This is a genomic window from Acinetobacter sp. YH16053, assembly GCF_013417035.1.
In the GTDB taxonomy this organism is placed as follows: Bacteria; Pseudomonadota; Gammaproteobacteria; order Pseudomonadales; family Moraxellaceae; genus Acinetobacter; species Acinetobacter towneri.
In genome coordinates this window covers 24,855-50,270 of sequence record NZ_VPEP01000007.1, presented here as the reverse complement: position 1 = coordinate 50,270, position 25,416 = coordinate 24,855, and the positions used below count along the sequence as shown (strand labels likewise).

Here is a 25,416-nt window from a genome sequence, read left to right as displayed (position 1 = left end):
TTCCTTAAATATAATCTTGGAAATTAATATCAATATTAGGGGTAGTATCTACAGGACAAACTGCATTAATAAATTCAGATGCTGTAGGCAAAGCATCAAACTCTCGTTTAAGAATAGCTACACTATATAAATCATGCCACTCCCCTTTACGGAATATTGCCTCTCGTTGACGCCCCTCAACTTTCCAACCACATTTTTTTACATAAGCCCCCATGCTAGGACCATTGAAGTCTAAAATCGCACCATGCAAACGTCTAAGACCTACATTATAAAAAGCCCAAGCCATACTCAACATAATGGCTTCGGTACCAAATCCTTTTTTAGTCTTTTCAGGTAAAAGTTTAATTGCGGACATAGCTGCCTGATTGTGCCAATCAATATCCCATAGACCTGTAATACCAATTGCTTCATTCGTTTCATTGTCAACAACGACCAAGCGATAACTTAGATTATTTGTATTCGATTGAATCCAGTTTTTTTGTGAAAATAATGAAACAGGAAAAGTCCAACCTACTACATTTTCAGAAACAAGTGGATTATTAATTAATTTTTGTAAAACAATATCATCACTTAATTCAATGGGTCTTAAAGACAATAGCTTACTTTTAATCATTTCAGTCAATACTCATGCTTTTCTGTATAAGGGAAAAAAATTAGAAATATTATCTATTTCAGTATCTGTAAACTTTAAATCTAAACACAGTTGCCTATAAACTGTGCTGTTTATTATCAGTCTAACTGTATAAAAAGAATACTCATCCGCAGAGAATCCTTTTTTAAACTTATATAAAGCATCTTGTTGACCCCCAACACCACCGCCTAAATGTAAAAAACTATAGCCTTGAGAGATACCCCAATCTATCATATAGTCTAAAATTAATTTAGAAGGCTGATACTTTCTACCTTCAACCGTTGTACCAGACAGATGATATTGAATAATATTATTATGCAACATAAACAAAGAAGCACCAATAACTTGCTCATTCAGCTTAACGATAACTAACTTTAGTTCCTCTGCCAAAAGCTCTTTCATTTTATAGAAGTATTCTTTATCGAAATAATAGAAATCAGATGCTTGTAAATAACGCATAGTTTCTAAATAAATTTCAATAAAATCATCAAAGAAGATAAAGTCAGCATCATCTACAATAGAAATATTTTCATTTTTTTTCGATTTTTTTAAGTCATATTTATGACCAGAAGAGTACTTATTATATAAATCAGGATAGCTTGAATTAAGTTTTGTAGCCAAAGTCACTCCATTACCAAATACAAACTCACTCTCTTTGACATTACTGTTTAATAAAGGATGTAATCTCAAAAACACTGAGATACAGTTTGTATTACTTAAGCAATCTCTTAATAATTCAAAAATATTTTCTCTAAAAGTGGTATCTGTATTTTTTTTAAAAGCTACCCCACCATAGCCGTAAGGTGTAATTAAATCAAAAAAAGAGGTGTTTTTAATTTTTCGTTTAATCAATGGAAAGAAAGCACAGTTTTTCTCATCTTCTAAAAAAATACAGTAGATTTCTCCTTCCTGTAAGTTTTCATTCAGTAAAAGCCATTCTATCGAGTGATATATATCTGTATCAAAATTCAACAATTGACTCTTGATAGTAGATAAATCATCCTCAGTGACTATAGAAAATTTATAATTCACAGAATATACCGTCCAAAATATTAGTTAATTTCTTTAGGTCTTGTAAATCGTACCTAAAATCTGCATGTAAAGAAACTAAAATATATCCATTAATTAAATGAATATCATTCTCATAATTTGGCCACAATACTATTGGGTATACATTATTATCAATAAGCTTTGATCTGACATAAGCGTAATCTTCTAATGATACAAAAAAAGAAAAGTAGCTATTATTTTTAAAAATTTGAATAACTGTTATATTTTCATAGTATGAATACAAAAACTCTAAATTTTTTTTCTTCTTATTATAAAGAGTATCAACATCTAGTGTAGATAGGAGTGCTAAAGTATCTTCCGAAATACCATAAATATCAGTGGTATTATTCAGCAACTCTTCAAAAGCATTAAACTCTTTTAAAAAATCTTTCTTATCAATATTTCCACCATGTAAATATGTTTTTTTAAGATGCATTGCTCTTTTCAAAGATTTTAAATTCTCATCATTTATTGATGATATTTTTTTAAGTGAAGAGCAAAGTTTTGGAAATAAAAAACCACCTTCACCTGTTGGGAATATTTTACGCAAAGAGCCAAATTGAAATTCAGGCGTGAAAGAATAAGAAAACTTTGAAAGTGGATTATGTGTTTTATCTATGGTAATTTTTAGTGAATTATCACCTACCGTTCTTAATTTATTTCCCATATATTCAACTAAAATGACTGTTGCATCTCTAGGGAACAATGAAAGATCAACAATAGAAATAGGTGAACACTCATAGAGTTTCACTTCAATCTGGCTTTCTATGAGTCGTGTAACATCATGACAATAGTATGAAGGCAAATATATCTCAGTTAAGTTCTCATAAATTTTCTTATAGAGTACTAAATCTAATATTGCATATCGACCACTTAAGTAAAGTTCACAATCACTCCAAGATACACTAGAGACATTTGAAGTAAGCTCTGTTGAAATTTCATGAAATGAAGAACCCATTTCCCAACGATTATTTTTCACTTTCTTTCTGCTTTTTTTCGATCAAATCTTTCAAACCGACATCATCGACTTCTTCAAACTTTTGTCCTGTTTTAATACCATCAGCACCTAGTACCACTAATATCGTCTTGACTATAATTTTTATATCTAACCAAAAACTTAAGTTTTCAACATATTTAACATCTAAATCTGTTCTTTGTGTAAAGCTTAAAGATTGTCTTCCCATCACTTGTGCCAAACCCGTCATACCAGGCTTAACATCATGCCTTTTTAACTGACGATCATTAAAAAGTTCTAAATGTAAATCTAACAATGGTCTTGGTCCTACAAGACTCATTTCACCTTTAATCACATTTATGATTTCTGGTAACTCATCTAAACTTGTTTTTCTTAAAAAAGCACCCACTTTTGTGACACGATCTGCATCAGACAACAATCGATTTTCACCCTCTTTAGGCTCACGCATAGTTCTGAATTTATACATAATAAAAGGTTTATTATTTCTCCCAATTCTTTCTTGTTTAAAGAAAATAGGACTACCCATTGAGAAAAAAACAAAAAATGAAAGTATTAGTAAGATAGGTAAAAGAAGTATAAAAATTATAAATCCACAAAAAATATCCATTATACTTTTTAAATAGTCTCTATACATTCTATCTACCCAACCACTTCTAAAAATTTAATTAGTCTTTTATTTACAATATTTGCATCAAATCTTTCTTTTGCAATTTCATAACTTGCTGCACCCATCAACGATATCTGCTCAGGATTCTCAATAAAATCAATCATTTTTTCAGCTAAAGCATCAGGATTCCATTTTGGTACTAAAAATCCATTTACACCATTAACAACCGTTTCTCTACAACCAGGAACATCCGTAGTGATAATTGCACGCCCTATAGCCATCGCTTCTTGTGTACTACGTGGAACACCTTCTCGGTAGGATGGTAATACAAAAATATGGTTTTCTGCTATCCAATCACACACATTACTGACGTGACCTGGATAGTGAATAATATTAGTTTGAATAAGTTGATGAAGTTCAGCTTCAGATAAGGCACCTAGATTTGCATGATCAATGGCACCGAGTACTGTAAACTCTGTTTCAGGATATTTTTCTTTTACCAGTTTTGCTGCCTGAACAAATTCATGTATCCCTTTTTCTTTCAATAAACGACCAATAAATAAAAATTTAAGGGGCAAATGAATATTATTCAATGGTTGATATGGATAGTCTTGTAAATTTAAGCCAATCCCACCTAAAACCTCTACATTTTTGACATTTATAGCATATTTTTCAAGTAAATCTTTAGGATCATCAGGGTTTAAAAAAATAAGCTGATCAAGTTGTGGTAAGGCAATTTTGTATAAAAAAACCTGTATTTTTTTTATAAGTTTGGTCTTTTTACTTAAGCCTTCAGGCTGTTCTGTAAATGTATAACCTAAACCTTCAAGCATACCAATAACACGCGGGGCTTTAGCTAATTTCGCTGCTAAAGTACCAAAAATGACAGGTTTTGAAAAATAAGAGAATACTAAGTCAGGATTAATTACTTTAATTTTTTTTGAGAGTTGATATGTAGCAATTATATCTGCAAGTGGGTTCAATCCACCACGGTTTAATGTATATGTAATCGGCGTAGCACCCAACTTTTCTATTTTTTTTAGGTCTTCTGCCGTATATTCAGACGTAAACGCATAGACTTGATGACCTTTTTTTAAAAGTGTGCGAATTAAATCTGCACGAAAGCCATAGAAGCTAGATGCAACTGTGCCAATTAAAATAATTTTTTTATTTAGCTTCATATAAAGCCAACCATTTATTTACACTTGCTTCTAAAGAAAATAAAGCTTCAACTCTTTTCCTAGCCAATTTACCATTTTTTCTTATTTGATCTTCTGTTAGCTTCATTGCCTGTTCTAATCCTTTTGCTAATGCTTCTGAATTTTCAATAGGTACTAACACTCCTGTTTCCCCCAAAATTTCTGCACTACCACCACAGTCAGTTGCCACAACAAAAGTTTCACATGCCATTGCTTCTATTACAACTGTTGGAAGACCTTCATGCCGAGATGAAAGTACAAAATAATCTGATTGATTTAAAAGCTCAGGAATATCTGATCTTTTTCCCAACAATACAATATTATTATTTATACCAAGGTCTTCTATAGTTTTTTCTAAATACGGACGGAGTTCACCATCCCCAGCGATATAAAACTTAACTTTTTCAATGAGATTATTATCTTTTAAAATTTTTATAGCTTTAAATAAGTTAGGATAATCTTTTTGCTCATTGAATCGACCTACCGATAAAATCATTATTTCTTCATTTTTTTTCTTAGTTTTAAATGATTTAAATTTACTCAAATCGATTCCATTATACACGGTGGTTAAATTATTTTGATTAAAAGCACCTTTACTAATTAAAGACTCTGTTGCTTCTTGACTCACATTACTATTGAAATCAGATAAAAAATTGGTTAATCGGTAAGCTAACATTCTAAGTTTACCGCCTTCATTTGAATTATGAGCAGTACAAATTAGTTTAGGTATTTTACAACCAATACGATTTAGACGCGAAAAAATATTAGCATGTACCATATGTGCATGCACAATATCAGGCTGAAAATCTTGAATTAATTTTCTATATCTTCTTGATGATGAATACAATTGGCTAAGATTATTTAGTTCTAAGAATACTATATCTATATTCAAATTTTTTGGACGAACTAATATTTCACCTGTTAAATAAGCAACAATTACTCTATGACCTAAATTAGACATTTGATCTGCCAAGTCACAGACAACTTTTTCAGCCCCCCCCAACCCCAAGCCCGTAATAACATATAAAATTTTCATAATACACCATTAAATCAAAAAAACGCTTTTAGCAAAATAAGCAAAACCAAACGGTATGAGCAGATAAACAAATAATAGCAGAATCTTTTCATTATTTTTAGAAAAACTTATATTTAATATTAGATATATAATAGTATAAAATAAGAAAACACCCATCAATTTGTGCAAAAGTGGCAGGTCGACAATTAATGCAGTAAATGAAAATAAAAGACCAGATGGCACCATCCAAAATCTATAACTCAAATCAAACCTTCTAATATTAAAAAAAACAAAAAATACAACTAAAATATAAAAAATAAAGCTAAAAGGTAGAAATCGCATTTGATAATCAGCATCCTCACTAAGATAATCCAAGTAATATGGATTCAACCCTAAAAACAAAATAATATCTTCCAAAAGCACCGAAACCAAAATAACAGAAAATAATAAAAATAAATAAATGAATAAATAAAAATTTAAATTTTTTATCTTTGAATAGTAGAATAAGTATAAAAATAAAACTGCTGGAATAACTGCAAAATGAAATAAACAAGGTATTAAATACCAAAATAAATTTACAAGCTTTGCATCTTTATTTAAACCTAAAGATATAAATGCTAAAAGAATACTGGCGAACCCAACCCTTAGTTGCGTTCCAAAATAAACATTAAACAATAACATAGATGCAAGCACACACAAATAAAACTTTAACAAAGTATTAGTTTTTGAGTGCAAAGCGATAGTAAAAAAAACTAAGGAAATAGCAATAACTTGAAATAATATTAGTTTTAAAATCGGACTTTCTAAAAAAAACCCAGTAAAATATGAGTATATGGATATCCCTATTTCCTCTCTACCTACAAAAGGATTCTGCATCATTTTGAGATACTCAAATCTATCTCTCGCAGTCTCCATACTCATATAGAATAAGAGTAAATATATAACAAAAAAAGGAAGTAAAAACACAATTGAATATAATGAATTTTCAACTATCTTCTTAGTATTTCGCATTTAAACATCTACTTTTTTAATTAAAAATTTAAAATCTACCCAATTACTTTTTTAAGTAATTTAATAGAAAGGTCAAATCCAAACATCGCCACCATAATTCTAAATAAAAATACTCGAGGTTCAAAACTTAACTTCAAAAAAACAGATAAAGGCTTCAATAAAGACACTATTTCATTATAAGAAAATTCCTCATGTTCACACATCTGCTTTATACAACTCAAATAATAGAATGAATAAAATTCATCAATAAAAATTTTATTATTATAATTTCCATTAGAATTCATAAAACTATAATGGTATTTAATTTGCTCCAAAATATCTAATAAATTTTTTCTTGAAGTTCTAAATGTAATAGAGTTCTCTCTATTTTTTCTATAAAAATATAGATCAATAGGATAAAATTTTATTTTTTTAGCAACCTTAAGTAGATCTCCACACCAAGATATATCCTCACTTAACTTTCCTGTAGGAAATTTTAAGTGATTTTTAGTTACAACTTCTCTTCTAACGATTTTATTGCATGCAGAAGCTAAATAAATTCTTTTCTTGAATAGAATTGATAAATTTTCTGTTTCTTTAATTTCTTTAAATTTTGGAACTCTATAATATAAATACTCCATCTCTTCATTTAAAGAAAAAGGCACCAAATTAAATAATAAAACGTCGACATCTTTATATTTAAGTACATTAAACAATTCTGATAAACCATTACCTTTTTTTTCAAGGTGATCATCACTATCAAGAAAAATTAGATATTCCCCAGAAGCGATCTCAATCCCCTTATTTCTAGTTTCAGCCAAACCTTCATTTTCTTTATTTAAAATTTTTACTCGAGCATCTTTCCGCCGATAACTCTCACAGACTTGTAATGAATTATCTGTAGATCCATCATTAACTAATATGATTTCATAATCTGCAAAACTTTGATTTAATATACTATCAATACACTCAACTAAATATTTTTCAACATTGTATACAGGAACTATAAAACTAAAAAATGGAAGCTTCACTTAAAAATCCTCATTTAAACGCATAATTTATCTTAAATATCTTTAACGCAACAACCCTTCAATTTTTAATTAATATCTAATAGACCTCTTGCGTTAGTCAAAATTTAATCATTGATAAGCGTTGATTTTTAAACAAATATCAAAGTCTAAAATAGTCAAAAATAATACTTTCGCAAGAGGTCTAACATACTTCAAGAGACCATATGTTAATAAATTTTTGATAAATTAGCTCTTCATTATGATACTTATTTATGAATTTCAATGATTCGATTGAAATTGCTTTCATTTTATTTGGATCTAAAATTAAACTTTCTAGAGTATTATATATAAAATCTTGATCAGGTAAAGCATTAATTAATACTTCCATACCATTATCTAAACCTAAGTACTTAATAAAGCTTGGGTCAAATCCACTTAAAACAATTTTACCTGCTGCCATCCCTAGAAGTCCATTCATTCCCCTATCCAAGCTATAACATTGATCAATAAATATATGGCAATCTTTGTATTTTTTAATATATTCATCATAAGGTAAATTTGTAATAACTTCATAATCTATTAGATCTGAATATTTATTTTTCAACCTTAAAATAGCTTCATGAAAAATATCATTTCCTTTTCTTAATTCCTTATTTTCCTGCCACCCATGAAATATCTTTATTGGAGTTGAGTTGAAATCCATTGAGTACGCACCTTTATCAACTTTTACAATTAATGGTATTAAGTCTTCACATTTAATTTTTTGAGCATTATAAGCGTACAAATAATCATAAAGCCCAGGAATGATTCCTTTAATGTTTTTAATTATATAATCATTTAAAGTTTTTGCGCCAAAACCATATACATATAATAATGACCAGCTAAACTTATGAAAATTTAAAAAATTCATTCTGTCAAACATAGAGTAAGGAATTTTTTTTTCCAAACAATTTTTCACCCAAACGTAATCATCTCCTAAAGCAGATAGATAAACTTTATTATTATTAGCTACCAACTTCTTTATAAAATATAAATTTGCATAAGCACCAAAATCACTCAATGGCTTTGTATTTACAAGCTGTACGACTTCATAATTTTTAAGACTTTCTATAAATTTATTATATTTTCTTATTTGAAGAAAACCCTTTAGACCCAAAAAATTCAAAATAAAATAATAGATCTTTAAGATTAAATTAATTATATAAAAATTTGATTTAATGTATTTATATTCTATAGAGTAATCTGCTCCGGAAATTTTTTTATAATTATCACCATCATGTATCCAAAAAACGTCATGACCCTTTTTTTTTAGAATATTTGCCAAATTATAAAAGGCACCTGAATACTCACCAATTAATAATATCTTCATCTTGCCTACCCTTTAATATTTCTTAACACAAAAAAACTCATAACTACCCAATACGTTGCATAATTTATTAAATAAGCAATAGAAACTCCCTCAAATCCAAAAACTTGAGTAAATATATAAGTTAATAAAATCAAAAAGATTGAAAAAATAATTTCCGTTATCACAAACAGCTTTGTCATTGCCTTACTTAGCATTAAATATGCTAATATCCAACTTCCAATTTTAAGTGAATCACCTATCATTTGCCATAAAAATAAATCACGCATTGGCATAAATGCATGACTAAATAACAAAGCAATAATCCAATCACGTAAGACGTAAACACACATACCTCCAACTACAGCTAAAGGAAAGATAAATTTATACCCCAAATACACTTCTTTTTTTATTTCATCTAAATGAGTCAATTCAGCTAGTCTTGGTAAGTAATATACGCTTAGTGTTGTTGTAACCAACATCAAATATGCTGCACTTAAGCGAATCATCGCTTCCCAATATCCAGCGTAATTTAAACCAAACTCTTGAGTTAAATAAGTACGGATTGCCATTTGAGACAACGGCACACAAATTGCACTAACAAGCGCCATAAGCGCAAAAGCCGCAAAGTTCTTAGCAATTTTTGGCTCAATTCGTCCCAATAAATATGAAATTTTAAACCAGTTGGCTTTATAACATAAAAACAACGTTACAAAAAAAGCTATGGATTGATAAATTGAAAGTGCAACTAGAGCACCATATAAATGATATTGAACAGCTAAAAACCCTGTTACTAATAAAGAAAGTATGCTTCCAGCAATATTTGCAACAACTAGTTTTAAAATCTCCTTTTTGCCATTTAAAATAGCTAAAAAGAGTGCATTTAAATTAAATAAAACTAAAAAAGCAGCAAACCACGCAAAAACAGACTGATACGCCGTCGTCTGAAAAATATACAGCGACAATTGTTTCTGGAAAATAAGAATAATGAGCGAAAAAATAAAACTAAAAATAAGAACTGAACTGCCTGCTGCTTTCCAAATTGCTCTTTGCTTAGTTTCATCCTCATGATATTCAGCAGTATATTTTATTACTGCTGTATTAATCGCGCTTCCTGCAAAAGTTGTGACCATTTGTATAAAATTTTGAAACTGTCCTATTGCTGCATAGCCCGCAGGACCAACATACACAGCTAAAATCTTATTTAAAATAAACATGGTGGCTGTTTTAATTAAAACAGCCACCCCGTTTAATGCACTGGTTTTTAGTAAATTCATGGATTAGGCTTGGAACTGATTACACAAAGTGACCACTCTTTCTGCGTCTACTATAGATAATGTTGGCCCCATAGGCAAACTCAAAACCTCGCGATGGATCTGTTCAGAAATCGGATAGCTTAAGCTATTCCACTCTTTATAAGCCTGTTGTTTGTGCGGAGGAATCGGATAATGGATTAAAGTCTGAATACCATGATTTAATAGATATTGTTGTAAAGCTTCACGCTGTTCTGTACGAATCACAAATAAATGCCATACATGTTGTTCATTATTTTCTGCATTGACTTCGCTCAATGGTAGTTGAATTAAAGGATTTTTGATTCCATTTAAATACAAGCTCGCAATACGACGTCTATGCCGAGTTTCTTCCTCTAAGTATTTGAGCTTAACATCTAACATCGCCGCTTGGATTTCATCTAAACGGCTATTTACGCCTGGTACTAAATTTTTATACTTTTCATGCGAGCCATAGTTACGCAATGCTTTTAACATGGTCGCTAATTCTGCATCATTGGTCGTGACTGCTCCTGCATCACCTAGCGCACCTAAATTTTTTCCAGGATAAAAACTAAAACCTGAAGCATCGCCCCAGTTTCCTGCTTTTTTACCCTGTATTTGTGCCCCATGACTTTGTGCGGAGTCTTCTAAAATTAATAAATTGTGTTGTTTAGCAATTTGCATAATTTCTGGCATTTCTGCCAATTGACCATATAAATGGACAGGTAAAATCACTTTGGTTTTAGCCGTTATTGCTTCTTTTATTTTTATAGGATCAATATTGTAGGTAGAAATATTTGGCTCAACTAAAACTGGCGTCAAGTTATTTGCTGTAATGGCAAGAATGCTAGCAATATAGGTATTCGATGGAACAATTACTTCATCTCCATCTTTAAGTTTGCCTAACTCTCTCCATGCACGTAGTGTCAGAATCAATGCATCTAAGCCGTTTGCAACACCAATTGCAAACTGTGTACCACAATATTCAGCAAAGTTTTTTTCAAAACTTTCTAGCTCTTTACCACCAATATACCAACCAGAATCAATCACGCGACCACAAGCGGCTACAAGTTCATCACGATATTGCTGATTAATACTTTTTAAATCAAGAAAAGGGATCATTATAAATTCACATTATTCAGGAATATAAAGTTCAGCCATACCCATAATACACTCTTGATCATTAGATACAGCAACTGTCTTAAAAATTACACGTTTCTTTTCTTGTAGAATATCTATTATTTCCACTTTAAAAATAACTTTTTCGTTTAAGTAGATAGGTCTGAGAAATTTATTTTCAAATTTTAAGTAAATGCAACCAGCACCAGGTAACTTATTTGCAAATAGCGCAGAAAATATACTTGATGCTAAAGCACCATGTACAATCCTTCTTCCAAATAGAGTTGTTTTTGCATATTCTTCATTTAAGTGTACTGGATTTTCATCACCACTTAATTTAGAAAATAAGTCCACATCATTCTCACTAAATGAGCGAACAATTTCCGCGCACATCCCGACTTTATACTCAGCAATCGATAACATATCTAATTAACCCAAAAATCGAGCATATTGAACTTTATTCTTTTCATATTTTTCTTTTGGAAAAATATAATATACATTCATACTGTCTTCTGAAGTTTTTTCAGCTCCCATTTTTAAATGAAATGAATGCACTTTCTCATTACCTTTCATTACATCATAATGACTTTGCTTGAAATCTAAATACTCAAAACCTGCCTCGTAAACTAAAAGTGCACTTTCAACCGCCGCATACTTAGTTTTATTTTCGTTTAAAATCCAGCTTCCCCAGCAAAATGACTTTGATTCCTCTTTAAAGTCGTAAAGTCGCACCGTACCAACAGCTAAATCATCACTATTTCTGCAAATAATAAAATAGTACTCTTCCCCAGCCTCTTCTCTTTTTTTATAATTGACAATCCATTGACGTTGAGCTTCTTCATCTGCTGTAGATTTAGAAATATAAGTGTTCAATTGGTCGTTATTTCTTAAACTACAAATAAATGCAGCATCATTTTCGTGTACTAATCGAAGATAAATTGTGCCCGCTTTTAAGTTAAAATTTTTCATTTAATCACCTTATTCAGAAAATCTTGATAATCACGAATATAGTCTCTTTCATCATAATGTTCACTTGCCAAAACCAATAATACACAATCTTCTGAAAAGTCATGCATTTCTCGCCAAGTTAGAGCCTCAATATACAGGCCTTGCGTTGGTGAGCTAAGAATCACTTCTTCTCTAACATGACCATTATCTAAAATAAAACGACAACTTCCTTGAACACACACCGCAACTTGCTTTAAATCAATATGCGCATGATAGCCACGAGACTGATTGGTTGTATTAAAAATATAATACAAACGTCTAATTTCAAAAGGAATAGATTGATTAGACTCTATTGCAACCAACCCCCCTCTTTGATCTCCCAAACTCGGTAAATCAATTAGTTTTATTAAGCTCATGTTAATTCAATCACCAATGAAATTAGGTATTGACCATAATCATTTTTACTCATGCTGTGACCAATCTCTAAAACCTGTTCTTTACTGAGCCAACCATTATTCAGCGCAATTTCTTCTAAACATGCCACTTTATAGCCCTGACGTTTTTCAATAGTCTCTACAAACTGCGCTGCCTCAAGTAAGCTCGCATGTGTCCCTGTGTCCAACCATGCAAAACCACGTCCAAGCAATTCCACATTTAAATCACCACGTTCTAAATATATCTGATTAACTGTGGTAATTTCTAATTCTCCACGCTCAGAAGGCTTCACTTGTTTCGCAATTTGAATCACATCATTGTCATAAAAATATAAACCTGTGACTGCAAAGTGAGATTTAGGTTGTTTTGGCTTTTCTTCTAAAGAAATTGCGCGTTTCTGCTCGTCAAATTCAACCACACCAAAACGCTCAGGGTCTTTCACCTGATAACCAAATACCGTTGCACCTTTTTGACGAGCGACGGCTTGACGGAGCATTGGGGTAAAACCTTGACCATAAAAAATATTGTCGCCAAGCACTAAGCAAACATTACTATCCCCAATAAAGCTTTCACCAATAATAAAAGCCTGTGCCAAGCCGTCTGGGCTAGGTTGGACGGCATATTCAAGCTGAATTCCAAATTGAGTGCCATCCCCCAATAAACGCTTAAATCCATCAATGTCTTCAGGAGTACTAATAATGAGTACTTCACGAATACCCGCAAGCATCAGCACTGAAAGCGGGTAATACACCATTGGCTTGTCATAAATAGGCAATAATTGCTTAGATACACCCTTAGTAATGGGATATAAACGTGTACCTGAACCGCCTGCTAAAATAATACCTTTTGTTGTATTTGACATTATGAATTTACACCTAATCTTTCGCGTTGGTAACTGCCATCTTGCACTCGATGACACCAATCTAAATTATTTAAATACCATTGCACCGTTTTACGGATTCCCGTTTCAAAAGTTTCCGTAGGTGTCCAACCTAATTCATTTTGAATTTTTGTAGCATCAATCGCATAGCGTAAGTCATGCCCAGGGCGATCTTTGACAAAAGTAATGAGTGATTCATAGGTTTGACCATTTGCCTGTGGTTTTAGCTCATCTAAAATCATGCAAATAGTTTTTACTACTTCAATATTCTGCTTTTCATTATGACCACCAATATTATAGGTCTCACCTACTACACCTTCGGTCACTACTTTATATAAAGCACGCGCATGATCTTCTACAAATAACCAATCGCGAATTTGCTGACCATTCCCATATACTGGTAAAGGTTTAGCATCCAGTGCATTTAGAATCACCAAGGGAATCAACTTTTCAGGGAAGTGATATGGACCGTAATTATTCGAGCAATTGGTCACAATTACAGGCAAACCATAAGTTCTGTGCCAAGCACGGACTAAATGATCCGAACTGGCTTTAGAGGCAGAATATGGAGAGCTTGGCGCATATGAAGTCATTTCAGTAAATAAATCTGTCGTGCCTTCTAAGTCACCATAAACTTCATCAGTTGAAATATGATGAAAACGAAAGTTTTGTTGCGCTTCAGCGTCAAGCCCCATCCAATACTTTCGAGCAGCTTCCAACAAAGTATAAGTTCCCACAATATTAGTTTGAATAAATGCTGCCGGGCCATCAATTGAGCGGTCTACATGCGACTCTGCAGCTAAATGCATAATTGCATGAGGTTGAAATGCATCTATTGCAGCTGTAATTTGTTCTGTATCACAAATATCAATTTGTTTGAACTCATAGTTCGAGTGTTGATCAATTTCTTTTAACGATTCTAAATTACCCGCATAAGTCAGTTTATCGATATTCAGAACTTGGTTATTTGTATTTTGAATAATATGGCGGATGACAGCTGAACCAATAAACCCCGCACCGCCAGTAACTAAAATTTTCATAATTTCCTTTTGTTATAAGCGAATATCTACATCTGTATGATTTAAAATATATTTTAAATCGTATAAAACATATTTTTCTTTTGCCACTGCTTTAAACTCATCTATAGACATCTGTTTAAACTGATCATGCGCAACTGCTAAAACAATGGCATCATATTTAGCGTTCGCCAAACTAGAAACAGGGTCTATACCATATTCCTTTGCTGCGTCTAACGGATCCACCCACGGGTCATAAATATCTAAATCTAAATCATATTCTTTTAAAGCTTTGACCATATCTACAATTTTAGTATTGCGAATATCTGGACAGTTTTCTTTAAAACTTAAGCCCATCACTAAAATTTTTGAACCCACCACTTGTATACGCTGCTTCACCATCTCTTTGATCAATTGTGTTGCAACATATTCCCCCATACGGTCATTTAAACGACGTGCCGCTAAAATAATTTCTGGATGCAAGCCTAAAGACTGTGCTTTATGGGTTAAATAATATGGATCTACCCCAATACAGTGCCCACCGACTAAACCTGGACGGAATGGTAAAAAATTCCACTTAGTTCCCGCAGCCTGTAAAACCGCTTCAGTATCAATATCCAACTTATTAAAGATCACGGCTAATTCATTAATTAAAGCAATGTTCACATCACGTTGGGTATTTTCAATGACCTTGGCGGCTTCAGCCACTTTTATGCTCGGTGCTTTATGTGTACCTGCAGTCACAATCAGTTGATAGACTGCATCGACAAAGTCTGCAACTTCTGGAGTAGAACCCGAAGTCACTTTTAAAATATTGGTGACACGATGCAGCTTATCGCCTGGGTTAATCCGTTCTGGGCTATAGCCTGCAAAAAAATCCTGATTGAATTTTAATCCAGACACTTGTTCCAAAACTGGAATACAGGCTTCTTCGGTAGCACCGGGGTACACGGTAGACTCATACACCACCACATCGCCTTTTTTAAGTACTTTCCCAATACTGGTAGAGGCTTTAATGAGCGGAGTTAAATCGGGTTGTTTAAACTCATCAATTGGGGTTGGGACAGTCACAATAAAAAAATTGCAGCTGCGTAGATCATCTAAATGAGCAGAATAAGTCAATTGCGTCGCTTGTTTAAGTTCTTCTGACGACACTTCTAAGGTATGATCTTGTCCGCTTTTTAATTCTTGTATGCGTTTTTGCTGAATATCAAAACCCACCACAGTCAACTGCTTACCGAATTCAACCGCTAGGGGTAACCCGACATAGCCTAAACCAATAATGGCAATTTTTAGGTCTGAAAGCTGTAGCATTTGAGCGCCTTTAAATTTATATCTGTGTTTTATGAAGAACAAATCTTTCGGCAGGAATACTAGCAGAAATTCACAAAATTACTATTGTGTTTTGTGCTTAAACCACATGAAAAATAGCATAATGTAATTTAATTTTTTCTAGGCATGCACTTTACCAAATAGGTATCATACTTTTTATGTATTGTCTTTCTCAGGAAATTTAACTAGATATGAAAATTTATCATAAATAGCTATGTACCTATTTTATAAGTTCAGTAAAATAGTATTAATTTATTTTAAATTTTTAAATATTAATAACAGGATTTCGCGTGCGACACATTCAACTGACTGTTTTATTGGCATGTGGTATTGCCACCACTGGTTGTGCAGTCACCTCTGGCTTACAAACTTATGACTTAGCGCAGCAAGGTGTATTCACTACCGACTTAGGTACAAAAGTTAATGTTATTCCTTTGACTCAAGACAGCATATATGCCTCACAACCTGCGGTGCATAATATTCAACAAGAGTATGCTCATCTTTTCAATACAACACAACGCCAGTACCGCTTAAGTTCAGGCGATATTTTATCTATTTATTTATGGGCGTATCCTGAAATCTCTGGCAGTAATTCTGACACGAACAACGGCTATCAAATTGACTCTCAGGGCTATATTCAACTCCCCGTGATTGGACGCTACCAAGTTGCTGGAAAATCTTTAAACCAAGTGAACCAAGAGTTGCGTAGGCTATTCGCACGTTATTTAAAAAACCCAGATGTGATTGTGCGGGTTTTGTCTTACCAAGGGCAGCGTTACTCTGTGCAAGGGAATATTGAAAAGGCTGGGGTGTATCATCTCTCAGATCAACCCATCAGTATATACGCTGCACTAGGTGCGGCAGGAGGAATTAATGCACAACAAGGTGACAATTCCTCTATCACATTAACTCGCCAAGGACGTAGCTATACACTCAATAGTATTGAGTTAGAGCGTGCAGGGTATTCGTTACATAATCTTCTGATTCAGGCAAACGATACGATTTATGTCAATGCTAGAGAAAGCCAAAAAGTTTATGTTATGGGTGAAGCTGGAAAAAACCACGCTTTACCCATACGTTCAGAAGGTATGAGTTTAGGTGATGTTTTGGGTGAAAGTCTTGGTATTAACCCCTTCACTGCAAGCCGTAGCAAAATTTATGTTGTGCGTTATCAACCAAATGATCAACTTTCTGAAATTTATAATCTTAACTTGACCAGTATTGCTGACTTCGGCTTAGCTAATCAATTTAAAATGCGCAGCAATGATATTATCTATGTTGATGCGACAGGTTTAGTTCGCTGGCAACGTATTATTAATCAGATTGTACCTTTTTCAAATGCCCTTTATACCTTTGAAAGTCTAGGACAGTAGAGATCTCTTATGATCTTGGTCTTCTAATTTATATGATGTTATTTAGGAATCTTAGTTATGAAAATTCTTCTAACTAGATTAATTAAAACAACATTCTATTAAAGTTGACCAAGTGAGATCTCTAAGCCAACAAACTAGAGTTTTACTCAAGATTAATTGTCTTTAACCATTTTTACTTATTTCGAATGAATAATTATGAACCCAAATACTTCTTTAGATAACGAAGATACGATTGACTTAAAGGAATTATTTTTTTCACTTATAGAGCAGTGGAAAATCATTATTCTTTGCACTCTAATTGCTTTAGTCAGCGCTTTTTTGTATTTAACAACCACGACACCTATTTATCAAACTGATGCATTAATAGAAATTAAATCTAACAAATCTAATCCCTTAGCGGGATTAAACTCAGAAATGGCAGCAATGGCAAGTTTTGCAGGCTTAGGTGGGATTGGGGATTCTTCTATACAAAGTGAAACCGAGTTATTAAAATCTCGTGCAATTTTCGGAAAAGCCATTCAAGATTTACATTTAGATATACATTTTTCTCCTAAAACAAATACTCTTCAAAAAATTTTATCTAGTAATGATGATTTCATTAAATCATATACAATTCAAGGTTTATCTGTTGCGTTAAAAAACAAAAATCAAAATTTAATTATATCTGAGTTTAAAACACCTAAATCATACGAAAACAAAAAATTACTTATCTCTTTTAAGAACAATAAATATACAATTCTTGATGGTGCCACTGAACAGATTTTGATTAAAGGAATATTAGGTCAACCACTACTAGATGGTGCTTGGAATATTGTTATTTCTGGCAATATGGCATCTGAACAAGAATTTATAATTCAAAAGAATTCCTTACCCACTGCGATGTCTAATATTTTGAAAAAATTTAATGCCAGTGAAAAGGGTAAGGGAAGTAGTATACTCGAGCTCACCTATCAAGGTGAGAATCCAGAAAACATCCCAACTATTCTCAATTCAGTTTTAAATATTTACAAACAACAAGATATCACTCGAAGTGTTATCGACAAAGATCAGCAAGTTGATTTTTTAGAAAAGCAACTACCAGAGTTAAAGGCAGACTTAAATAACTCAGAACGTCAGTTCAATCAGTTTAGAGAAAAATATGGCACTGTGGATGTTAAAGGGGAATCAGAACTTTATCTTAATCAAACAATGCAATTAGAAATCCAAAAAGTTGAACTCCAGCAAAAGCAAGCAGAGCTAAGCGCTCAATATACAAACGAACATCCAGCAATGCAGGCTATTAGTGCTCAACTGAATGCTCTTAATACTAAAATTAATGAAGTAAACAATAAAGTAAAACAGTTACCAGAAATTCAACGTTTATACTTACAGTATTATCGTGATGTTGAAGTCAAAAATCAGCTATATACAGGCTTATTAACCACTTATCAAAGCTTGAATGTAGCTAAAGCAGGCGAGTTAGGCAAAGTCAATATTATTGATTATGCCATGGAACCCACCTCTCCTATTAAACCTAAAAGATTAATTGTTTTAGTTCTTTCTATTTTTATGGGTGGCTTTATTGGTGTTTTAATTGCTTTATTACGAAATATGCTCAATTCTGGTCTTCGGAATATTGCACCTATCGCAAACCAATATCATTTAAAGAATCTAGGAAAGGTGATCTATAGTAATCAACTTGATAGTACTTCTAAATCTTTTACACCTTTATTAGCAGCTTCCCAACCAACAGAAATAGTTGTGGAACAAATGCGCCAAATTTCGACTACCCTTTATCATCACGCACAAAATGCAGCTAAGCCGATTGTACAAGTGATAGGTACACACAAAAACACAGGTAATTCAACATTAATCGCAAACATTGCAGTTGTTTTATCACAAATGAATTTAAAAGTATTGTTAATCGATTGTGATTTAAAAGATGGGAAATTAAAGCAATTCTTTAATATTTCAACAAATCTAGGTTTAAGTGACTATTTAAACAATTCTGAAACTATTTTAAATTCGATTGTGAACCCTACATCACAAACCAATCTTGACTTGATACATAGTGGTAACTTTTCTGGAATTTCTGCCTCTTTACTCAGTAGTTCTAAAATGACTGTATTGTTAAATACTGTAACGTCTAATTATGACCTTATCTTAATTGATAATGCAGCAGTTCTAGAATCATCTGATGGTTCTATCTTGGCTAAACACATTGATACAAATATTTTAGTCACAAGATTTAACTCTTCCACGCTAGAACAAATCGAAACTGCTTTGGAAAACTTTGGTAATTCAGAACTTAAGTTCGATGGAATCATTTTAAATATGGCAAAAAACTCACTGATTTAGAGGAAGCTGTATTTAAATTAAAGTTGCAAATTAACTACTCAAAAATTAGGGATCGAAAGTTTAATTTACGATCCCTCAACCAAATATTAAGGTATAGACTATTCAAACTAATAGTTTAGCCAATAGTTCTAGGAATAAAACATGTCCAAATTTAGAAGTTTCCTTTTTATATTAAGTTTAAGCTCCTCCTTCACCTTTGCCCAAGGTATTGTATTAAATGACCAAAACTTACGTACCGATTTAAACTGGCTAAATCAGCAAGGCGTGATTCAAATTAGTACGTCAACTTGGCCTATGAGTGGTGATGAAATTCAGCGGGCACTTTCTCAGGCTAAAGTCAGCAATACCAATCAACAAAAAGTCATCGATGCAGTGGTGGCACATTTAAATGCCAATAACCAACTGCTCAAAGCCTCGCTTTTTGCAGAAACAGATCAAAAGAATATTCTACAAGCATTTGGCGACCAACAAAAAGCGCAATATCAAGCAGGCTTGGAACTCAATGCAGGCAATCAATACTGGGATGCTAAAATTCGGGTCAATGCAGAAAAAGACCCACAAATTGATAACGATCAAGATGTCAATGTCGAAGGTTCATATATTGCAGCCAAACTTTGGAATCAATGGCTGATTGCTGGGCAAATTCCAACCTACTGGGGGCCTGCACATGACGGCAGTTTAATTCGTGGCGATGCTAGCCGCCCAGTTTACGGCGTAACCATGCAACGTGCCGAACAACAAGCCTTCAGCAATAAATGGTTGTCATGGATTGGCCCATGGCAATATCAAGCCTTTGCAGGTCAATTGCATGATTATGATGCTGTACCCGATGCCAAATTGATTGGTTTACGTGTCACTGCACAACCGCTGCCTTATTTGGAATTGGGTGCTTCACGTGCCTTTCAATGGGGGGGTGAAAATCGTCCAGAAAGCTTGAACTCACTTTGGGATGCTTTTGTTGGCAATAAAGACAATGGTGGTACTGGCGAACCTGACCCCTCTAACCAAGTAGCAGGCTTTGATGCGCGTTTAAACCTACAGCCATTGCTACAAGTTCCAATGGGCGTCTATGCACAATATGCAGGTGAAGATGAAGCAGGCGGCTTACCCGCTAAAAAAATGTATTTGGCTGGGGTAGACTATTCATCAAGCTATCAGAATATGCCATTCCAACTCTATACTGAATGGGCTGACACCCGTACCAACGGTACAGCACAAGGTATCACTTATAATCACAGCACCTATACTGACGGTTTCTACCAACATGGCTATCCTTTAGCGCATGCTATTGGCGGTGATGGACAAATGATTTCAGTCGGTGGTGATATTCGTTTTGATCGTATGAATCGCGTGAATGCACGTATGCTGTTTGCCAAATTAAATGAATCAAACCGCACAACTAACCAAGCTTTCCCAGAAAAAGATCAGTTAAAAGCTTTAGATTTGACTTGGACACACTATTTACGCCCAGATATTCCACTTAAACTGAATGGCTGGATTAGCGATTCAGATGCCCATGGCAATGATGGTGGTGCATCGATTGGCATTGAATTTCCTTTAGAAAAAGGGCTGTTTTCTTATTAAGTCTATAAGCTAGACCGAAAATACATCATGGATGAGATCGACACCGATTTCATCCATTTTTCTAAAATCAAAAGAATTCAGCGTAACTCAACCATTTAACGCAAAATTTCAGGCAATGCCTTAAAACTACCGCTTTTGCTTAATTCAATTTTCATTTTTTGCAGCATTTGATACGGTTGCTGCTGCACAAACATATTCACAAAACTTAAAGGAATGGCACCTTCAGGGTTAGCATAGCCATAGGTACTGACCTTGACTTTCTGATTGCCCAATTTCTGAAATGTCCAATCTCCCTCATACTGCCGAATACGCACATAGTTAGGATTCAGCGGGTAGCCGCCTTCAATGGCTGTATTTTGAATGCTGATGACTCCCTGTGCATCTTTGCTCATTTTTCCTTTAACCACCAAATCTCGGTCTTTCAAGGGAAATGGAAAATCCAGCACCATATACAATAAGAACTCACCTTTTTGATCATCTCGTGACAAGACTTTAACGCTGCCCACATAAGGCACCCATGTCACAGCATGATCAACATCTAAAATTAAAGCAGCTGCTTTTTCTAAAGGAACATTAAAGGTAGTTTCTGCCTTGTATAAAAATACAGGACTAGACTGCTGTTGATAGGTCCAGACTTTAATATTGTTTTTATGAATACTGAGTTTGGCATGTTCAAGGCTTTGCGCATGCGTGATACAGCTACAGGCGATCATGCCAAGAATTGGCAGAATTTTTTTCATTATCTTGTGCATCTTATTTTAGTTTTGTGTGGGGTCTGATGCTTCATCATCCATGACATCAGACCCTAGTTTTAACTGCAGATCACGATTTGTTCAAGCAGTTTTTATTATTTTATCATCAGCGGCGATTTAAACTTGAATATCGTTAAAGCCTAGTACATCTTTCATGTCGTATTTACGGGCTTCACGTCCAACTACCCAAGCTGCCGCACGAACAGCACCTGCAGCAAAGTTCATACGGTTGGTGGCTTTGTGAGTAATTTCCACGCGCTCACCATCGGCAATAAACATTGCGGTATGCTCACCGACAATATCGCCACCACGAATGGTTTGAAAGCCGATGCTCTTGCGTTCACGCGCACCGGTATGTCCTTCACGGCAGTAAACAGCATCGTGTTTTAAATCACGACCTAAGGTTGCTGCAATGGCCTCGCCCATCATCAATGCCGTGCCTGATGGTGCATCAACTTTGTGACGATGGTGCGCTTCAATCACTTCAATATCAACAGTATCGCCAAAAACTTTGGCTGCCAATTCCAGCAGTTTGATTGATACGTTTACCCCAACTGAATAGTTGGCTGCGTATACCACTGGAGTTTGTTGTGCCGATTCTTCCAAGACAGCTTTTTGTTCATCGTTCATGCCTGTGGTGCCAATCACAATCGCCACGCCTGCTTCACGGCAAAGTTTTAAGTGCTGTGCGGTTGCCGCAGGTGCCGTAAAGTCGATTACGACATCACAGTCACCCAATACTTGCTCTAGGCTACCCACTACTTTTACACCCAATGTGCCAACGCCTGCCAACTCCCCTGCATCTGCACCCAACAGGCTGCTTTCTGGGCGTTCAACTGCTGCAGCCAATTGATAGCCTGCTTCCTGAACGGCCTGAATTAAGATGCGTCCCATACGACCGCCTGCGCCTAATACACCAATGCGTGGAGTTGCTGACATAGCATATTCCTAAAATAGATTCTAAATTGTGCTTACTATATCAAAACTCGCTGCTCAGACTAAGTTTGCTGCGCAAGTTTCTGGGTTTATTTTTATCGGAAAATTACTGTCTTTGGGGGAGTAAGTCAGACTTTAGATCATACTGGCTAATTTTTAGGAGATTTCCATTAAAAATTTAGCAGCAAAAAGCTGTTTTTTATGTGAATTTCACAAATTTGCAAACTTGTATGCGCAGACTAGCCTGCACGAATGATAACAACTGCAAAAATTAAAGGGGATTTACATGCATTCGAAGAACATGGTATTGGCATTATTGTTGGGCATGAGCACAGCATCCGTATTTGCAGAGCCTGCACTTCAAGAAGGTGATACGCTTGAAAGCCTGTCTAAAGTCCGTATTAGCGTGACGCTACAAGAACCTCTTGCTGTTGAAGTCGATGCACCTGAACTAGAAGAAACAGCACCAACGGAAAATGTGGTTGTTGCAACCGTTCAACCACAAACTACCGTTGAAACTACAAGCTCAGAAAATGCAGATGTTTTAGAAATTGATGTGCCTGAAGTCGAATAAGATTATAGGTTACATAACAAAAAAGCACCAAGCGTACCAAACAAAATACCAGCTCATTAATTGGCTGGTATTTTGTTTGAATTCTAATAAATATTAGATACGCGGAAAGTCATCCGCAACTGTTCGAGGCAGGACTACATCAAAAAGTTAATGTTTCTGCGATTAAGCCGCTTATTGACGACATTGGACGAGTTTTTGCGGATGACAGATGGTTTTGGCTACTTTTCCCGAAAGAAAAGTAGCATTTGAGCTCCAAAAATTGGATTAAAAAAGAGAAGACTCCGCCATGTCTATTATTTGAATAATGAAAAATATCATCAACTAAATTTCAAATAATATGCCACATAACTGCACACGGCAAAAAACTAAATTAATCAAACAAACGATCAAAGAAAGACTTCTTCTTTGGTGATGACTGACTGCCCTCACCTTCCATCGTCGTCTGCAACTCTTTTAACAATTCACGCTGACGTGCAGTTAAATTCACAGGTGTTTCCACCACAATACGGCAGAGTAAATCGCCCTGCATACTGGTACGCACAGGTTTTACCCCTTTACCACGCAAACGGAACAATTTACCCGTTTGTGTTCCCTCAGGTACTTTCAGGCTCACGCGACCATCTAGAGTCGGAATTTCAATTTCCTTACCTAAAGCAGCATCGGCAATGCTAACAGGCACATCCATATACAGATCAGCACCATCACGCTGGAAGATTTCGTGCTCACGCACCACCACTTCTACATATAGGTCGCCCGATTGACCATCACGAATGGCTTCACCTTTACCTGTTAAGCGTACGCGGTCGCCATTGTCCACGCCAGCAGGAATGGTCACCTCAAGGGTTTGCTGACGATCTGACACACCCGAACCATGACATTTTTTACATGGGTTCTTGATAATTTTGCCCTGACCACGACAAGTGCTACAGGTTTGCTGTACCGAGAAGAAACCTTGCTGCATGCGTACTTGACCCGCACCATGACAGGTTGGACAGGTTTCAACATCATTTGGATTTTCCGAGCCTTTACCATCACAAGCTTCACATGGCGCAGGTGCTGTAAAGGTGATGGTTTTCTTAACGCCTTTGACTGCTTCTTCAAGCGTCAATTCCATCACATAGCGTAAGTCTGAACCACGGCGTTGACGTTGCTGGCCACGCCCCCCCCCACCAAAGGCTCCACCGAAAATATCCCCAAACTGGCTGAAAATATCTTCCGCACTGAAACCACCGAAGCCGCCAGCACCACCGCCCATACCACCTTCAAAGGCTTGATGGCCCATACGGTCGTACATGCTGCGTTTTTCGCTGTCTGACAGAACTTCATACGCTTCTGAAGCTTCTTTAAACTTCTCTTCAGCTTCAGGATTGTCCGGGTTACGGTCTGGATGATATTTCATCGCCAACTTACGGTAGGCTTTTTTAATTTCATCATCACTAGCGGTTTTAGAGACGCCCAAAACCTCATAATAATCACGTTTAGCCATGTCTGGCGATGCTCCTCACGGAATTCTATTTAAAACTTAACTGAAGTCTGAAATTGGGGTCAAACTGAGTTTTACAAGGGAAAGCTGTTAAAAATTTTAGCTGAAGTGCTTTAGATGAAGTTCAAGCCATTAGAACACAGCTTTATTTTTCAAAAATTTGGATAGCCCTTTAATCCAAGCATTGATTAAAAATAAGAAGGCAATCACGGCAAAGACCACACCTGCTACGGTGCAGGCTTTGACCCATAAAAAGGCATCCCAAGGAAAGAAGGCCAATGGAATAAACCACAATGCAGCAAACAATGCCAATACACTGTAAATCACCACATTACGCATGATCCATAAAGCCTGTGCCTGTAACCAGACTTCAGTGCTATCGACCACAATCACTTTTCGTGCATACCAATACGCCAATGCACCACTCACCACAGTAAATAAAGCAAAAAACATAAACACGTAAGAGATCGCGACAGACCGGCGAAACTTTACCAAGTTATCTTGCTTCATAATGTGATTTAACCCCATCTGTGCCATGCTTTATTTTTTA

Annotated in this window: 25 protein-coding genes; 4 read left to right on the top strand and 21 right to left on the bottom strand. The window is 34.8% G+C overall.

Going from position 1 to position 25,416, the window contains the following annotated elements; all coding sequences use genetic code 11:
• Window positions 1–4 precede the first annotated feature (4 nt).
• The 17 genes from FTV43_RS07875 to tviB form a co-directional block, all read right to left on the bottom strand.
• Complete coding sequence (locus tag FTV43_RS07875; RefSeq protein WP_179995289.1) at window positions 5–613, bottom strand: GNAT family N-acetyltransferase; 609 nt, start codon at window positions 611–613, stop codon at window positions 5–7.
• A gap of 12 nt (window positions 614–625) precedes the next feature.
• Window positions 626–1,663, bottom strand: coding sequence for a GNAT family N-acetyltransferase (locus tag FTV43_RS16230; RefSeq protein WP_179995271.1), 1,038 nt, complete (start codon window positions 1,661–1,663; stop codon window positions 626–628).
• The gene (locus FTV43_RS07865) at window positions 1,653–2,660 is read right to left on the bottom strand and encodes a hypothetical protein (RefSeq protein ID WP_179995270.1); all 1,008 of its coding nucleotides are present in this window, start codon (window positions 2,658–2,660) and stop codon (window positions 1,653–1,655) included. Before FTV43_RS07865 ends, FTV43_RS16230 begins: the two co-directional genes overlap by 11 nt.
• Window positions 2,650–3,291: a sugar transferase gene (locus FTV43_RS07860; RefSeq protein ID WP_179995269.1), complete on the bottom strand. Its 642-nt coding sequence runs from the start codon at window positions 3,289–3,291 to the stop codon at window positions 2,650–2,652. Before FTV43_RS07860 ends, FTV43_RS07865 begins: the two co-directional genes overlap by 11 nt.
• 5 nt (window positions 3,292–3,296) lie before the next feature.
• Window positions 3,297–4,445 (bottom strand): glycosyltransferase family 4 protein, encoded by a 1,149-nt coding sequence (locus FTV43_RS07855; RefSeq protein ID WP_179995268.1) that lies wholly within the window; start codon window positions 4,443–4,445, stop codon window positions 3,297–3,299.
• Window positions 4,432–5,499: a glycosyltransferase gene (locus FTV43_RS07850; protein ID WP_179995267.1), complete on the bottom strand. Its 1,068-nt coding sequence runs from the start codon at window positions 5,497–5,499 to the stop codon at window positions 4,432–4,434. The genes FTV43_RS07855 and FTV43_RS07850 overlap by 14 nt, the downstream gene beginning before the upstream one ends.
• A 9-nt stretch (window positions 5,500–5,508) precedes the next feature.
• Window positions 5,509–6,489, bottom strand: coding sequence for an EpsG family protein (locus FTV43_RS07845; RefSeq protein ID WP_179995266.1), 981 nt, complete (start codon window positions 6,487–6,489; stop codon window positions 5,509–5,511).
• Between the two features lie 35 nt (window positions 6,490–6,524).
• Window positions 6,525–7,499 carry a glycosyltransferase family 2 protein gene (locus FTV43_RS07840; RefSeq protein ID WP_179995265.1) on the bottom strand — a complete coding sequence of 325 codons (975 nt, stop codon included), beginning with the start codon at window positions 7,497–7,499 and terminating at the stop codon, window positions 6,525–6,527.
• A 181-nt stretch (window positions 7,500–7,680) separates the two neighbouring features.
• Window positions 7,681–8,847 (bottom strand): glycosyltransferase, encoded by a 1,167-nt coding sequence (locus tag FTV43_RS07835; protein ID WP_179995264.1) that lies wholly within the window; start codon window positions 8,845–8,847, stop codon window positions 7,681–7,683.
• Between the two features lie 5 nt (window positions 8,848–8,852).
• Window positions 8,853–10,100: an O-antigen translocase gene (locus FTV43_RS07830; RefSeq protein WP_179995263.1), complete on the bottom strand. Its 1,248-nt coding sequence runs from the start codon at window positions 10,098–10,100 to the stop codon at window positions 8,853–8,855.
• Window positions 10,101–10,103: 3 nt separating this feature from the next.
• Window positions 10,104–11,219 carry a DegT/DnrJ/EryC1/StrS aminotransferase family protein gene (locus FTV43_RS07825; protein ID WP_179995262.1) on the bottom strand — a complete coding sequence of 372 codons (1,116 nt, stop codon included), beginning with the start codon at window positions 11,217–11,219 and terminating at the stop codon, window positions 10,104–10,106.
• Between the two features lie 12 nt (window positions 11,220–11,231).
• Entirely contained in the window at window positions 11,232–11,639 is a 408-nt protein-coding gene (locus FTV43_RS07820) for a MaoC family dehydratase (RefSeq protein WP_179995261.1), read from the bottom strand.
• A gap of 6 nt (window positions 11,640–11,645) precedes the next feature.
• Window positions 11,646–12,185: a GNAT family N-acetyltransferase gene (locus FTV43_RS07815; protein WP_179995260.1), complete on the bottom strand. Its 540-nt coding sequence runs from the start codon at window positions 12,183–12,185 to the stop codon at window positions 11,646–11,648.
• Window positions 12,182–12,580, bottom strand: a complete 399-nt coding sequence (locus FTV43_RS07810) for an FdtA/QdtA family cupin domain-containing protein (protein WP_179995259.1) — start codon at window positions 12,578–12,580, stop codon at window positions 12,182–12,184. The genes FTV43_RS07815 and FTV43_RS07810 overlap by 4 nt, the downstream gene beginning before the upstream one ends.
• Window positions 12,577–13,461, bottom strand: a complete 885-nt coding sequence (gene rfbA / locus FTV43_RS07805; protein WP_179995258.1) for a glucose-1-phosphate thymidylyltransferase RfbA — start codon at window positions 13,459–13,461, stop codon at window positions 12,577–12,579. The genes FTV43_RS07810 and rfbA overlap by 4 nt, the downstream gene beginning before the upstream one ends.
• Window positions 13,461–14,519 (bottom strand): dTDP-glucose 4,6-dehydratase, encoded by a 1,059-nt coding sequence (gene rfbB, locus FTV43_RS07800; protein WP_179995257.1) that lies wholly within the window; start codon window positions 14,517–14,519, stop codon window positions 13,461–13,463. Before rfbB ends, rfbA begins: the two co-directional genes overlap by 1 nt.
• A gap of 12 nt (window positions 14,520–14,531) precedes the next feature.
• Window positions 14,532–15,809 carry a Vi polysaccharide biosynthesis UDP-N-acetylglucosamine C-6 dehydrogenase TviB gene (tviB, locus tag FTV43_RS07795; protein WP_179995256.1) on the bottom strand — a complete coding sequence of 426 codons (1,278 nt, stop codon included), beginning with the start codon at window positions 15,807–15,809 and terminating at the stop codon, window positions 14,532–14,534.
• Window positions 15,810–16,117: 308 nt separating this feature from the next.
• On the opposite strand from tviB, the gene FTV43_RS07790 reads away from it, so the two are divergent.
• The 3 genes from FTV43_RS07790 to FTV43_RS07780 all read left to right on the top strand — a co-directional run bounded on the left by FTV43_RS07790 (window position 16,118) and on the right by FTV43_RS07780 (window position 21,121).
• Window positions 16,118–17,200 carry a polysaccharide biosynthesis/export family protein gene (locus FTV43_RS07790; RefSeq protein ID WP_179995255.1) on the top strand — a complete coding sequence of 361 codons (1,083 nt, stop codon included), beginning with the start codon at window positions 16,118–16,120 and terminating at the stop codon, window positions 17,198–17,200.
• Between the two features lie 195 nt (window positions 17,201–17,395).
• Complete coding sequence (locus FTV43_RS07785) at window positions 17,396–19,537, top strand: GNVR domain-containing protein (RefSeq protein WP_179995254.1); 2,142 nt, start codon at window positions 17,396–17,398, stop codon at window positions 19,535–19,537.
• Window positions 19,538–19,678: 141 nt separating this feature from the next.
• A complete protein-coding gene (locus FTV43_RS07780) occupies window positions 19,679–21,121 on the top strand; it encodes a capsule assembly Wzi family protein (protein ID WP_179995253.1) in 1,443 nt (480 codons plus the stop codon).
• 95 nt (window positions 21,122–21,216) lie between these two features.
• On the opposite strand, the gene FTV43_RS07775 is transcribed toward FTV43_RS07780, so the two are convergent.
• Window positions 21,217–21,861, bottom strand: coding sequence for an START domain-containing protein (locus tag FTV43_RS07775; RefSeq protein ID WP_179995252.1), 645 nt, complete (start codon window positions 21,859–21,861; stop codon window positions 21,217–21,219).
• Between the two features lie 129 nt (window positions 21,862–21,990).
• Complete coding sequence (dapB, locus tag FTV43_RS07770) at window positions 21,991–22,812, bottom strand: 4-hydroxy-tetrahydrodipicolinate reductase (RefSeq protein WP_179995251.1); 822 nt, start codon at window positions 22,810–22,812, stop codon at window positions 21,991–21,993.
• Window positions 22,813–23,095: 283 nt separating this feature from the next.
• Between dapB and FTV43_RS07765 the strand changes: the two genes are divergently transcribed.
• Window positions 23,096–23,383 (top strand): hypothetical protein, encoded by a 288-nt coding sequence (locus tag FTV43_RS07765; RefSeq protein ID WP_179995250.1) that lies wholly within the window; start codon window positions 23,096–23,098, stop codon window positions 23,381–23,383.
• 370 nt (window positions 23,384–23,753) lie between these two features.
• On the opposite strand, the gene dnaJ is transcribed toward FTV43_RS07765, so the two are convergent.
• Window positions 23,754–24,869 (bottom strand): molecular chaperone DnaJ, encoded by a 1,116-nt coding sequence (gene dnaJ / locus FTV43_RS07760; protein ID WP_004970338.1) that lies wholly within the window; start codon window positions 24,867–24,869, stop codon window positions 23,754–23,756.
• A gap of 129 nt (window positions 24,870–24,998) precedes the next feature.
• A complete protein-coding gene (locus FTV43_RS07755) occupies window positions 24,999–25,376 on the bottom strand; it encodes a hypothetical protein (RefSeq protein ID WP_026438412.1) in 378 nt (125 codons plus the stop codon).
• Between the last annotated feature and the right edge of the window lie 40 nt (window positions 25,377–25,416).